General features: G+C 46.5%; 11 protein-coding genes and 1 pseudogene. 9 read left to right on the top strand and 3 right to left on the bottom strand.

All coding sequences use genetic code 11. The features are described from left to right. Positions 1–49: 49 nt before the first annotated feature. From HMPREF1551_RS03530 to HMPREF1551_RS03520, 3 genes are read right to left on the bottom strand one after another with little or no spacing between them, the layout of a single operon-like run. Positions 50–307, bottom strand: a complete 258-nt coding sequence (locus HMPREF1551_RS03530; protein WP_021627663.1) for a DUF6952 family protein — start codon at positions 305–307, stop codon at positions 50–52. After that, complete coding sequence (locus HMPREF1551_RS03525; RefSeq protein ID WP_021627662.1) at positions 288–602, bottom strand: thioredoxin family protein; 315 nt, start codon at positions 600–602, stop codon at positions 288–290. The genes HMPREF1551_RS03530 and HMPREF1551_RS03525 overlap by 20 nt, the downstream gene beginning before the upstream one ends. Before the next feature lie 44 nt (positions 603–646). Further along, a complete protein-coding gene (locus HMPREF1551_RS03520; RefSeq protein ID WP_021627661.1) occupies positions 647–1,282 on the bottom strand; it encodes a peroxiredoxin in 636 nt (211 codons plus the stop codon). Positions 1,283–1,512: 230 nt separating this feature from the next. Between HMPREF1551_RS03520 and HMPREF1551_RS03515 the strand changes: the two genes are divergently transcribed. The 9 genes and pseudogenes from HMPREF1551_RS03515 to HMPREF1551_RS03475 all read left to right on the top strand — a co-directional run bounded on the left by HMPREF1551_RS03515 (position 1,513) and on the right by HMPREF1551_RS03475 (position 13,485). After that, positions 1,513–1,986, top strand: a complete 474-nt coding sequence (locus HMPREF1551_RS03515) for a DUF2271 domain-containing protein (RefSeq protein ID WP_021627660.1) — start codon at positions 1,513–1,515, stop codon at positions 1,984–1,986. Between the two features lie 143 nt (positions 1,987–2,129). Further along, entirely contained in the window at positions 2,130–3,758 is a 1,629-nt protein-coding gene (locus HMPREF1551_RS03510) for an acyl-CoA carboxylase subunit beta (protein ID WP_034544245.1), read from the top strand. Between the two features lie 90 nt (positions 3,759–3,848). Next, the gene (locus HMPREF1551_RS03505) at positions 3,849–4,172 is read left to right on the top strand and encodes a barstar family protein (protein ID WP_021627658.1); all 324 of its coding nucleotides are present in this window, start codon (positions 3,849–3,851) and stop codon (positions 4,170–4,172) included. 259 nt (positions 4,173–4,431) lie between these two features. Further along, complete coding sequence (gene rpoC / locus HMPREF1551_RS03500) at positions 4,432–8,709, top strand: DNA-directed RNA polymerase subunit beta' (RefSeq protein ID WP_021627656.1); 4,278 nt, start codon at positions 4,432–4,434, stop codon at positions 8,707–8,709. Between the two features lie 4 nt (positions 8,710–8,713). Beyond that, on the top strand, positions 8,714–9,019 hold the full coding sequence (locus tag HMPREF1551_RS03495; protein ID WP_021627655.1) for a DUF3467 domain-containing protein: 306 nt from the start codon (positions 8,714–8,716) through the stop codon (positions 9,017–9,019). 290 nt (positions 9,020–9,309) lie between these two features. Next, the gene (locus HMPREF1551_RS03490; RefSeq protein WP_021627654.1) at positions 9,310–10,533 is read left to right on the top strand and encodes a phage portal protein; all 1,224 of its coding nucleotides are present in this window, start codon (positions 9,310–9,312) and stop codon (positions 10,531–10,533) included. Positions 10,534–10,908: 375 nt separating this feature from the next. Continuing rightward, entirely contained in the window at positions 10,909–11,421 is a 513-nt protein-coding gene (locus HMPREF1551_RS03485; protein ID WP_034544244.1) for a hypothetical protein, read from the top strand. A gap of 43 nt (positions 11,422–11,464) precedes the next feature. Further along, a pseudogene (locus HMPREF1551_RS03480) lies at positions 11,465–11,722 on the top strand (di-heme oxidoredictase family protein); the annotation flags it as partial. 176 nt (positions 11,723–11,898) lie between these two features. Next, positions 11,899–13,485 carry an L-lactate permease gene (locus tag HMPREF1551_RS03475; protein WP_021627651.1) on the top strand — a complete coding sequence of 529 codons (1,587 nt, stop codon included), beginning with the start codon at positions 11,899–11,901 and terminating at the stop codon, positions 13,483–13,485. The last annotated feature ends 106 nt before the right edge of the window (positions 13,486–13,591 follow it).

The raw sequence follows: 13,591 nt of genomic DNA, 5'->3' as shown, positions 1-13,591 counted from the left end.
AGGCGGCACCGCAGGTGCCGCCTCTTTTTGAGTTAAGTTTAAAATGAGTTTATTTATCTATGGAACCTAAGACCCTTTTCATGAAGGCGTTAAGCGCTTCTTTCTGGGGGGTACCTTCTTTGATAAGTTTTTGAACTTCCAAAGCTCCATACATATTGGAGAGCAGTTCCCCGATCATGTCCAGCTCCTCGTCCTTTAGGGAGGAGAGTTCAGTAAGGTTCTCTAAAACCTCTATCGTTTCGATGATATAATCCTCGTCATTGGCTTCAATGAACTGAGTGAGCTGCTTAATAATTGGTAATTTCATCGACTAATTCAGTTAATACCTCCTGCTTGTTGGTCTGTAAGTCCTTGACAAGCACACCATTGGCATAGGTAGCAAAGGTAGGAAGGTTGGTTACATTGGCCATTTTGCGAGATTCAGGGAATTGTTCAGCATCCACAATCACAAAGGTGAGATCCTCACGTTCGGTGGCCATTTTCTTAAACTTAGGTTTCATGATACGGCAATTTCCGCACCAAGAAGCAGAGAACTGCACAACCACTTTAGGGTTGGCTTGTACTACTTCTGCTAAATTATCGCTGGTAAGTTCTATAAGCATAAGATAAAAATAAAGTTCTGCGTTTTATTTAAGGACAATAAGGCTTAGTGTTTGGCAAGATATTCAGCGGTGCTCTTTCTATCGGCGTGCATGGCCTCTTTACCTTCTTCCCAGTTGGCAGGGCATACTTCACCGTACTTTTGTACGTGGGTATAGGCATCGATTAGGCGAAGGTATTCCTTCACATTGCGCCCAAGTGGCATATCGTTTACACTTTCGTGGAATACTTTTCCACTCTCGTCGATAAGGAAGGTAGCGCGGAAAGTAACATTGGAACCTTCGATAAGGTAAATGTCTTCTGCTTCATGATATACATGTTCGGCATCAAGAATACCCAAAGCATTGGAGAGATTGCGAGTGGTATCGGCCAAGATAGGATAGCTTACCCCTTCGATACCCCCTTGATCCTTAGGCGTATTTAGCCAAGCAAAGTGTACCTCGCAAGTATCTACAGAAGCCCCTATGATGATGGTGTTGCGCTTCTCGAATTCTCCCTTAAGCTCTTCGAAAGCATGGAGTTCGGTAGGGCATACAAAGGTAAAATCCTTAGGATACCAGAAGAGTACGACTTTCTTATTTTTCTTAGTAGCCTCCTCTAAAATATTGATACGGAGATTGTCACCCATTTCTGACATAGCGTCAACGGTGATATTAGGGAATTTTTTTCCAACTAATGACATATAAAATAATTTTTTAAATGATTATAGAATGTTGTTTTTTTACGCTGCAAAAGTATAAATAATATCTATAATAAAAGGTGGTTTTCTATTGTTTTTTTCTATAGTATTATAGGGGTAGGGGAGGCGTATCGTTATAGGGGTTCATAGCAATTGGTGCTATTCATCATTAACTATTATCATTAATCGCTAAAAAAACGTATCTTTGCCCCTTATTTCAAACATTTAAAATTATGACAAAGAAAATTTGTGTTGCCCTTGTGGCAATTTTCGCTTTTGCTACTGCACAAGCACAGGACAAGTTCAAGTGTATGGTACAGATGGCCAACTATAATGGTGAGGGTGCCTATATGGTCGTCTCGCTGATTGACCCACAGGACAACTACGTCAAGACCCTACAGGTTTTCGGCGATAACGGCAAGTACTACGACTCTCTAAAGAAGTGGTTCGGCTTCTATAGTGAGAAAAAGGAAAAGATAGATGCCATCACTGGAGCCTCTATTACCCAAGGAGATCGCAAGAGTTTTGTCCTTGATTTGGATAAAAACCTCTTGGATAAGGGCTACAAAATCCGCTTCGAATCTGCCGTGGAAGACCAGTATTACTACACCACCGATGCTCAAGTTCCCTTCACCACAGAAGCCCTCAAAGGCAAGACAGAAGGCGCTGGATACGTACGCTATGTACGCCTTAGCGCACCCAAATAAAGTCTTTTCGAGAGAATAACCCTCTGATAATGAGCAATAATAACGCATGTTAACATTTGTGAATATTTTTTTTGAAAAAAAGACTCGAAAAAATTTGTTCAAATAATAAAAACTCTTAACTTTGCAACTTGAAAACATCCATGATGGATTTAGCTTTTAATAAGAACGAAGATCACAACAAGCTCGCCCGTGACGAGGTGCGACAACGCTTCGAGAAGATCAAGCGTGGCGGAGGGGATAAGGTGCTCGAAAAGCTCCACAGCCAGGGCAAGCTCTCCGCACGCGAGCGTATCGATTACTTATTGGATAAGAATAAACCGTTCTTAGAAATTGGTGCTTTTGCCGCCGAAGATATGTATCAGGAGTATGGGGGCTGTCCCTCGGCTGGAGTGGTGGTCGTTATAGGCTATGTGCGGGGTCGCCAAGTGATTGTGGTGGCCAACGATGCGACTGTCAAGGCTGGAGCTTGGTTCCCCATGACTTGTAAGAAGAACCTCCGCGCACAGGAGATCGCCATGGAAAACCGCTTGCCGATCATCTATCTGGTGGATAGTGCGGGTGTATTCCTCCCTCTTCAGGATGAAGTCTTCCCCGATAAGGAACACTTCGGGCGTATCTTCCGCAACAATGCCCAGATGAGTAGTCAGGGGATTGTCCAGATCGCCGCTGTTATGGGTAGTTGTGTGGCCGGAGGTGCCTACCTTCCTATCATGAGTGATGAGGCGATAATCGTCAACAAAACCGGAAGTATCTTCCTGGCGGGTAGCTACTTGGTCAAGGCCGCCATAGGCGAGCAGGTTGATAATGAAACCTTAGGAGGAGCTACCACCCATTGCCAGATCAGTGGGGTGACCGACTACCAATGCGAAAACGACCAAGATGCCTTAGAGGTAATCAAGAACTTGGTGGACAAAATAGGGGATACGCCCAAGGCAGGATTCAGCAGAGTCCAGAGTGTAGCTCCTAAGCTTAATCCACAAGATATATATGGTATCCTGCCCATCAGCCGTACCCAACCTTATGATATGAAGGAGCTGATCCTTCGCCTGGTGGACAACTCCGAGTGGGAGGAATACAAGGAGGGCTACGGACAGACGATCCTTACCGGCTATGCCCGTATTGATGGTTGGGCAGTGGGTATTGTGGCCAACCAGCGCAAGGTGGTCAAAACCAAAAAAGGAGAAATGCAGGTAGGAGGTGTGATCTATTCCGATAGTGCTGATAAGGCCACCCGCTTTATAGCCAACTGCAACCAAAAACGCATTCCCTTGGTCTTCCTACAGGATGTTACCGGCTTTATGGTAGGTAGCAAGTCCGAGCATGGGGGGATTATCAAGGACGGTGCTAAGCTGGTCAATGCTGTAGCCAATTCGGTAGTACCTAAGTTCACCATTGTGGTGGGCAACTCCTATGGAGCTGGCAACTATGCCATGTGTGGTAAGGCCTATGACCCACGCCTAATCGTGGCCTATCCCTCCGCTTCCTTAGCAGTGATGGGAGGCATGCAGGCCGCCAAGGTACTCTTGCAGATAGAGACGGCTGCCCTCAAGCGAAAAGGAGAGACCCTCTCCGAGGAAAGAGAAAAACAACTTTTGGAGGAAATCCAGGAGAAATATAACCAACAAACTACCCCTTATTATGCTGCCGCCCGCCTATGGACGGATGCAATCATCGACCCGTTGGATACCCGGCAGTGGATATCCATGGGAATCGAGGCAGCCAATGAGGCACCTATCGAAAAAGCGTTTAACTTAGGGGTCATACAAGTATAAGCGTTGGAGATAGTCAGGTAGACTTTCCCCAAATATGGGGAGGGGTAGGCCTGTTGGTACCAACGAGAAAAACACTATTCTCTAATTGAAATGAGTACATACATTAGAAAAAACGCCTTAGAGTTCCACGTCGACCTAAGAAACGTCAACAACGAAAGGGCTTTCCTGAGCAAAATGAAGGAAACCTTTGCCCTTCCTGACTATTTCGGCTATACGCTCGATGGCTTGGACGACTGTATGCAGTCCCTCGACTGGATAGAGCACCAGCATGTATTGGCTAAGTTCTACCACTTGGACGACCTTAGAGAGCACAATGAAGCCCTCTATGGTGAGATTCGAAAAAGCCTCGACTTATACAGAACCTACTGGGCAGGCAACCCTGACCCTGATAAAAATGTACAATTTGAATACTAAAGGAATAAAAAAGGAGCGCGTAATATTTTTTGCTTTTTATTTTTTATTTCTGAAATTTATTTTATATCTTTGCCCTCAATTTGGACAAGGTGTCTTTTGCGGAGTTATATTGACTTTCTTAGAACACATAAGAACTTGTTTTTCATCTATTTAGATAGGAGAACGACCACAGAGAAGGCTGCATAACCAAGGGGGTTATGTTGCCTCCTCTTTCGTGTGTTTGTCCAAATTAGGAACAAATTTTGTTATTTAAAATGCTATGGCAAGAGTAAAAGAGAAAAATCCAACTGTGAGATTTGACAAAATCTCTATCGGTTTGGCCTCTCCAGAGAGTATCTTAGCGGTATCTCGTGGTGAGGTAGCCAAGCCTGAGACCATCAACTATCGCACCCACAAGCCCGAACGCGACGGCCTCTTCTGTGAGCGTATATTCGGTCCGGTCAAGGACTACGAATGTGCTTGCGGTAAGTATAAGCGCATCCGCTACAAGGGAATCGTGTGTGACCGTTGTGGGGTGGAGGTGACCGAGAAAAAAGTACGCCGTGAGCGCGTGGGGCATATCAACTTAGTGGTGCCCGTGGCCCATATTTGGTACTTCCGCTCCCTCCCCAACAAGATAGGCTACCTACTGGGTATCCCCTCTAAGAAGTTGGATATGATTATCTATTACGAACGCTATATCGTTATCCAACCAGGTATCGCCAAAACACCTATGGGAGAGCCTATCGAGAAGCTTGACTTCCTTACCGAAGAAGAGTATCTTGATATTATGGAAACCCTTCCGGTGGAAAACCAATACTTGGAGGAAACCGACCCTAATAAGTTCGTGGCCAAGATGGGGGCAGAGGCGCTCTATGACCTGCTCGATGAATTGGATCTGGATGCGCTCTCCTACGAGCTAAGACATAAGGCCAATACAGAAACTTCTAAGCAACGCAAAACCGAGGCGCTTAAGCGCCTACAGGTAGTGGAGGCCTTCCGTGATTCCCAAAAGAACAGAGAGAACAAGCCTCAGTGGATGATCCTCAAGGTTATTCCTGTGATCCCACCCGAGCTACGCCCCTTGGTGCCGCTTGATGGGGGACGCTTCGCCACTTCTGACCTCAACGACCTCTATCGCCGTGTGATCATTCGCAACAACCGATTGAAACGCTTGATGGAAATCAAGGCGCCAGATGTGATTCTCCGCAACGAAAAACGTATGTTGCAGGAATCCGTGGACTCTCTATTCGATAATACACGCAAGTCCTCAGCTGTAAAAACGGATGCCAACCGTCCGCTTAAGTCCCTTTCCGACTCTCTCAAAGGGAAACAAGGGCGCTTCCGCCAGAACCTACTCGGTAAGCGTGTGGACTACTCCGCACGTTCGGTAATCGTCGTAGGCCCTGAGATGAAGCTATACGAATGCGGCTTGCCTAAGAATATGGCTGCCGAACTCTATAAGCCTTTCGTAATCCGTAAGCTCATCGAGCGCGGTATTGTGAAAACAGTCAAATCGGCCAAGCGTATTATTGACAAAAAAGAACCTGTGGTATGGGATATCTTGGAGAATGTGATCAAGGGACATCCTGTATTGCTCAACCGTGCTCCTACCCTTCACCGATTGGGTATTCAGGCCTTCCAGCCGAAGCTTATCGAAGGAAAGGCTATCCGACTTCACCCATTGGTATGTACGGCCTTCAACGCCGACTTCGATGGTGACCAGATGGCGGTACACTTGCCCTTAGGCCCAGAGGCAATCCTCGAGGCACAAATGCTTATGCTTGCTTCGAACAACATCCTCAACCCTGCCAATGGGGCTCCTATTACCGTACCTTCTCAGGACATGGTGCTTGGGCTTTACTATATTACCAAGATGCGCAAGAGTACCCCCGAAGAACCTATCTTAGGAGAGGGCTCTGTATTCTACTCCCCAGAGGAGGTCAATATTGCCTATAACGAGCGCAAGGTACACCTGAATGCCTCTATCAAAGTGCGTACCCATGACCTTGACGAGGAAGGCAATATCGTTACCAAACTTATCGAAACTACAGTAGGGCGTGTCCTCTTCAACGAAGTGGTACCTCCCGAAGCGGGATATATCAATACCGTACTGACCAAAAAATCACTCCGTGATATCATCGGTCACGTACTGAAGAAAACCAGTATTCCACGTACAGCCGAGTTCCTCGATGATATCAAGTCCATGGGATACAAGTTTGCCTTCCAAGGTGGGCTCTCCTTCTCCTTGGGCGACATCATCATTCCTAAGGAAAAACAAGATATGATCGCCGATGCCAACGAGCAAGTACAAGGGATCATTGCCAACTATAACATGGGTCTTATCACCAATAACGAGCGTTATAACCAGGTGATCGACGTATGGACTTCTACCAACGCTCGCCTTACAGACTTGGCAATGAAGCGTATCAGCGAAGACAGACAAGGGTTCAACTCCGTATATATGATGCTTGACTCCGGAGCCCGTGGTTCTAAGGAGCAGATTCGCCAGCTTACTGGTATGCGAGGTCTTATGGCCAAGCCGAAGAAGTCTACCGCAGGAGGGGGCGAAATCATCGAAAACCCGATCCTCTCCAACTTCAAAGAGGGACTTTCTATCTTGGAGTACTTCATCTCTACTCACGGTGCCCGTAAGGGGTTGGCCGATACGGCGCTTAAGACAGCCGATGCGGGTTACCTCACCCGTCGTTTGGTGGATGTCTCTCAGGATGTCATCATCAATACGGACGACTGTGGTACCCTCCGCGGTATTGAGGTTAGTGCTCTAAAGAAAAACGAAGAGGTAATCGAAACCCTTGGGGAACGCGTGCTGGGTCGTGTAGCGCTCAATGACATCATCAACCCGCTTAATGAGGAAGTGATCGTGATGGCAGGTGAGGAAATCCGTGAGGATGCGGTTGATAAGATCAATGCAGCACCTATCGAAACCATCGAAGTGCGCTCTGCGCTTACTTGTGAGGCGAAGCATGGTATCTGTGCCAAGTGCTACGGGCGCAACCTCTCCACCGGTAAGATGGTACAAATCGGAGAAGCTGTCGGGGTGGTGGCTGCCCAGTCCATCGGGGAACCAGGAACCCAGCTTACCTTGCGTACCTTCCACATGGGGGGTACTGCCGGAAATATCTCCGAGGAGAACAAGATCATCGCTCACTTCGACGGTATACTCGAAATCGATGACCTCAAAACCGTTAAAGGGGAAGACTATGATGGCAACCCTGTGGAAGTGGTTATCTCTCGTACCTCCGAGGTGAAGATCTTAGAACCTAACACCCGTATGGTACTGAGCACCTCCAATATTCCTTATGGTTCCTTTATCTTCAAGAAAAATGGAGAATTGGTACACAAGGGCGATGTAATCAACCAATGGGATCCTTATAACGCGGTCATTATCTCCGAGTTCTCCGGACAGATTGCCTACGAAAATATAGAACAAGGGGTTACCTTCCAGGTGGAAATCGACGAGCAAACCGGTTTCCAAGAAAAGGTAATCTCCGAATCGCGTAACAAACGCCTTATTCCGACCATGCACATTCAGGACAAAGAGGGCAATATCCTCCGCTCCTACACCCTACCACTGGGGGCACACATCATGGTCGATGACAAAGAGAAGATCAAAGAAGGTCGTATCTTGGTAAAGATTCCGCGTAAGTCCGCCAAGTCTGGGGATATTACCGGAGGTCTGCCTCGTGTGACCGAGCTCTTCGAGGCTCGTAACCCTTCCAACCCAGCGATTGTAGCTGAAATCGACGGGGTGGTATCCTTCGGTAAGGTAAAACGTGGTAACCGAGAGATCTTCATCGAATCCAAAACAGGCGAAAAACGTACTTATCTGGTGAAGCTCTCCTCTCAAGTCTTGGTACAGGAGAACGACTACGTACGTGCCGGTATGCCACTTTCCGATGGTTCCGTAACTCCAGAAGACATCCTACGTATCAAAGGGCCTTCTGCGGTACAGCAGTATTTGGTCAATGAAGTACAAGAGGTATACCGCTTACAAGGGGTGAAGATCAACGACAAACACTTCGAAGTGGTGGTACGCCAGATGATGCGTAAGGTAGAAATACAAGACCCAGGAGATACCCTCTTCCTCGAAGAACAAATGGTTCATAAGGACGACTTTATCGAAGAAAACGACAAGCTCTTCGGTAAGAAAGTAGTCGAAGATGCTGGTGATTCTGAAAACCTAAAGGCCGGACAGATCGTAACCCTTCGCCAGCTCAGAGACGAGAACTCTTTGCTTAAGCGAAAAGACAAACGTTTGGTGGCCGCTCGTGACATTATCCCTGCTACCGCGATCCCTGTCCTACAAGGAATTACCCGTGCCTCCTTGCAGACCAAGTCCTTCATCTCGGCTGCTTCCTTCCAGGAAACTACCAAGGTGCTTAACGAAGCAGCAGTACAAGGTAAGGTGGATAATCTCGACGGATTGAAGGAGAACGTAATCGTCGGACATCGTATTCCTGCCGGTACCGGTATGAAGCGCTATGAAGAACTCATCGTATCGCGCAAGGAGCCAAAGCAAAATATTAACCTATAACCTTATGGAAAAGGTAACGAAAAAGGAAATCAACATAGAGATAGATGATAAAGTAGCCTCTGGTACTTATGCCAATATGGTAGTGGTCAATCACTCCGATTCGGAATTCGTCCTTGACTTTATCTCTATTATGCCAGGAATGCCCAAGGCGCGGGTAGTCAGCAGAATGATCCTCTCGCCCCAGCATGCCAAGGAGCTTATGCAAAACCTTAGTTCCAACCTTTATCAGTTCGAACATGATAAGGAACTCCCCACCGATGAGGAAGTATTTGGCAAGCAAGCCCACTTCTCTACCTCCGGGGAAGCCTAATGATTAGTGACAAACGAATAGACAAATGACTAATATCCAAGCGGTATTAGTCATTTGTTGTTTTTATACCTTATCCTGATGTCTGCTCCCGCGGATTTTCCCTCTTGAATGGAAGGAGGAGCTAAAAGGACTTCTAAACGTTCATTAACAAAGCTTTTTATTGTATAATTTCTTACTTCTCACCGCTTTTTTACTTGATTTCACTTCTTGAATGTTGTAATTTTGCATTAGCTTAGTTGTTTTTGCTGTAGTAGTAAATATAATGAACCTTCCATTAACTATTGATTTTTATGAACATTGATTTTTCAGACAGCCAGTCGGCTATTGCCTTACTTAAATCGGGACGCAATGCCCCCTTACCGGAAGTGAAGGAGGCGGAGAAGTCCTTGGATCCATCTTTGCATCCGGTCAATGACCCTATGCTGCGGCGAGACAAGCAGGTAGAGACCACCGATGGCACTCGACTGGAGCGGGTAGCCCGCATCGCGCTACCTTTGCAGCAACTCATTATCAAGCGTTCGGTGGCCTTCCTCTTTGGACAGCCTGTACGATATGAGACGACCGCAGAGGCACCCGCCGAGCAACAGGCCTACACCGCCGTGCTAAAGCTATTGGCACATGCCAAGGAAAACAGCCTCAATAGGCGCCTGGCACGAGCTACTTTCTCCTATGGGGAGTGCGCCGAGCTGTGGTATCCGCAGCCCACCCCTCAGCCGCACTATGACTATGGCTTTGCCTGCCGCTTTCGCCTGCGCTGCACCCTCCTCTCACCTGCCTTTGGGGATACCCTATATCCTTATTTCGATTCCACGGGCGATATGGTTGCCTTCTCTCGAGCCTATAGGAGTCTTGGGAGTGACCCTCAAGCCCCAGCTGCCTTGGCTGATTATTTTGAGACCTATACCCCCCAAGCGCATTACCTGTGGCGTAGTGTCTCCGGTGGCTATCTTCTGGAAGAGGGCTATCCCAAACCCAATCCCATAGGGAAGATACCTGTTATATATGCTCACCAACCCTATCGAGAAACCCAGCAGGTGGATGCCCTTATCGAACGCTTGGAGCACCTGCTGTCCAACTTTGCCGAAACCAATGACTATCATGCCTCCCCTAAGCTCTTTGTCACCGGCCATATACAAGGATGGAGCCAAAAAGGGGAGCCAGGTACCGTCATTGAGGGGGATAAGGATGCCTCCATGCAGTATATCTCCTGGCACAACGCCCCCGAATCGGTCAAGCTGGAGATGGATACCCTGCTACATATGATCTATACCCTGACTCAAACGCCGGACATCTCCTACCATAGCATACATTCCATGAATGCCCCTTCCGGAGCGGCTCTCAAGCTCCTTTTCTTGGATGCCTCGCTCAAGGTACAAGACAAGCGAGAGATTTTTGATGCTTACCTCGCACGTCGTCTCTCGGTGCTCAAGGCCTATTTGGCACAACTATATACTCCCCTGAAGCCAGCCATTGAAAGACTTGAAATAAATGCCTCTATTCAAGAACTTATATAGTTTTGAATTTTAAGCTCTCAGTCGTAGTTAGAAATGCGCATCAATAGTTAAAATAATACACTTTATATAGTAATTCATTGATATTCAGTATGTTTTTTTCTACATCCCCCTACCCCCCTCAAGGGGGGAATTGTAGAACGCTGAACTATCATGCTGGTATCCAGTATATTCAAGTGTGATTGTTCAACATTCTACTTGATACCACTCTATAATTCCCCCCTTGAGGGGGGCTAGGGGGATGTAACTAGAAATCGTTAATAATGAGTTACTTACAACTCTTTCTAGATGTCTATATTTCTAGTTCTTTAACTATTGATTCGCATTAGAAACTGAAATATATAATTCAAATCCACTAACCATTTAAAACTCAAAACAATGCTTTTTCTCACCTCCTTAGTCTTATTGTATCACACAGATACCTCTATAGCCCTACGAGATAGGTTGTACTACCTCGGTCAGGTACTTTTGCATAGCACACCTTTTATGCTACTTTGCAGTTACCTACTCTCTTGGAGGCAGGCACACCAGGCCTTTGTCATGGCCTTAGGAGGCGCCCTGCTGCTCAATATACTCATCGGAGCTGCTTACCACCTGCGCTATCACAGCTTCTCCCTTAGAGCGTTACTACTCAAGAATGCCCAAATGTTATCGGTCATCGCCGCTGTCTATATCCTCTTAGCCTTGCTTGAAGTGCCGCTGAGCCAAACCACTACCGGCGAGGTTTTCGAGAACACCCTACAGCTGATGACCCTACTCTATCCCGTAAGCAAGGCCATCAAGAACATCTTTGTCCTCACCCACGGCAAGTACCCACCCGCCTGGGTGATTAAGGCGCTCTATAACTACGAACGAGAAGGTAAGCTCAAAGAATTCTTTAATAATGATTAATAGTTAATGCTCAATGATTAATGCGGCGCGCCTTTGTTTATTTTTCGTGGGAGAAGACCTCGCCGATGGTCGTCCTGACTTCTTAGCCAATGGTCGTGAATGGCGCACCCGACCGCTTTGGGGTATAGGATTACAGGATATGGTGAATGGACATACAGAATTCCTACACGATGGGCGCGCTAAGAATATCACTGAGGCCATTCTTTGGCATGGAGGTGAAGCGCTCCGCTCTAAGGAAATCTTTAAAAAACTTTCGAAAAAGGAACGAGCCGACCTACTCGAATTCCTTAACTCTATATAGTTTTCATAGGTCAGTAATCAGGGGTCAGTTTCAAGCGCTGACCTCTGATGGCTGCCCTTTGATTACTGAAAAAAAATTTGTTTATATGTCTGAAATGTTATATATTTGCGCAAAATTAAAGAACCTTAATTAGTCATTAATCATTGACAATTAACAATTAATAATTAACAATCGACATGGATCTTTTTTTGAGTATCTTTCCTATTGTGCTACTGATTTACCTGATGGTAAAGCGCAATGCATTTCCTTCGTATGTAGCCCTACCTCTTATTGGGGGCTTAGTGTATGTGTTACAACTCTTCTACTTCAAGAATGAGTTTGTCTTACTGAATGCCAATATCGTATCGGCAATTATTTCGGTATTCACCCCTATTTCAGTGATCTTTGGGGCGGTATTCTTCAATCACATGATGGAGACCTCAGGGGCTATGAATACGCTGCGCCAGTGGCTGGGCAACATCAATCCCAATCCGGTAGCACAGCTGATGATTATTGGTTGGGCTTTTGCCTTTATGCTCGAGGGAGCCAGCGGCTTCGGTACACCAGTGGCCATTGCAGCCCCTATCTTAGTTGGCTTGGGTTTTAAGCCAATGCCGGTGGTGATGCTGGCCTTAGTGATGAACTCTGTACCGGTTTCCTTCGGAGCAGTAGGCACCCCTACTTGGTATGGCTTCAAGACTCTCTTGGATAGTGGAACAATTAACGGAGATGATGTTTCCAAAATCGGACAAATCACCGCACTCATTCACCTTATCGCTGGCTTTGTAATTCCAGTATTAGCCTTGCGCTTCATTGTTTCTTGGAAAGAAATCAAGCAAAATGCACTTTTTATCCTCATCAGTATCCTTTCCTGTACGCTCCCTTATTTCCTGATTGCTCAGTTCAACTATGAGTTTCCTTCCCTTGTAGGAGGAGCCATAGGGCTTTTCATCTCCGTATGGGTAGCCGGCAAGGGGATAGGTCTCTCCAAGGTAGAAGCCCAAGAGGAAAAACAACCAATAGCCGCAACTACCTTAGTGAAGGCTTTTACCCCTACACTATTGCTGATTGTCATCTTAGTCCTCACTCGTATCAAGCAGCTCCCCTTCAAGGCGATGCTCAACAATGCTACCGATTGGCTCCATTTTCCCCTCGGAGAAATGGGCGATCTTAAGGTGACCAAGGGGCTGATCTTCTCGGTGGAAAATATCTTCAGAACAGGAGTTTCCGATAGCTACAAGCTCCTTTACACCCCTTCACTGATTCCTTTTATCGTTACAGTACTGATCTCTTTCTTTCTTTTCCGCTTGCCCAAGGACAAATGTAAAGGAATCTACCTCAAGAGTGCTTTGCAAATGCAAAAACCTTTCCTCGCCTTAGTAGGAGCTATGATTATGGTGAAACTCATGATGGTCGGAGGGGAAGATTCCATGACCCAGGTAATTGGTAAGGGATTGGCCAATGCCACCCAGCAATATTGGGTGTCTTTTGCCTCCTACTTAGGGGCTTTGGGGGCTTTCTTCTCAGGTTCCAATACGATTTCCAATGTGACCTTTGGGGCAGTACAGTATTCGGTAGCCACAGCCACAGGCCTTTCCGTTCCGCTGATCTTGGCTTTGCAGTCTGTAGGGGGTGCCATGGGTAATATGGTATGTATCAACAATATCATTGCAGGTTGCTCTGTCTTGGGGATTGATAAGGCAGAAGGAAGCATCCTCAAGAAGACAGCTATTCCTATGCTCGTCTATGGGATTATTGCCGCTATTGTAGCGCTGTTTTTATAATTTACCAATGAGACCATTTGTCAATTTGTCAATGAGCTCATTGGCAAATTGGCAAATGTCTCATTAAAAATATAAAATAACGTGAGTTCGACTTAAGCGGCAATTC

The sequence above is a fragment of the Capnocytophaga sp. oral taxon 863 str. F0517 genome (assembly GCF_000466425.1).
Lineage (GTDB): Bacteria > Bacteroidota > Bacteroidia > Flavobacteriales > Flavobacteriaceae > Capnocytophaga.
This window is presented reverse-complemented; position numbering and strand designations above follow the sequence as displayed.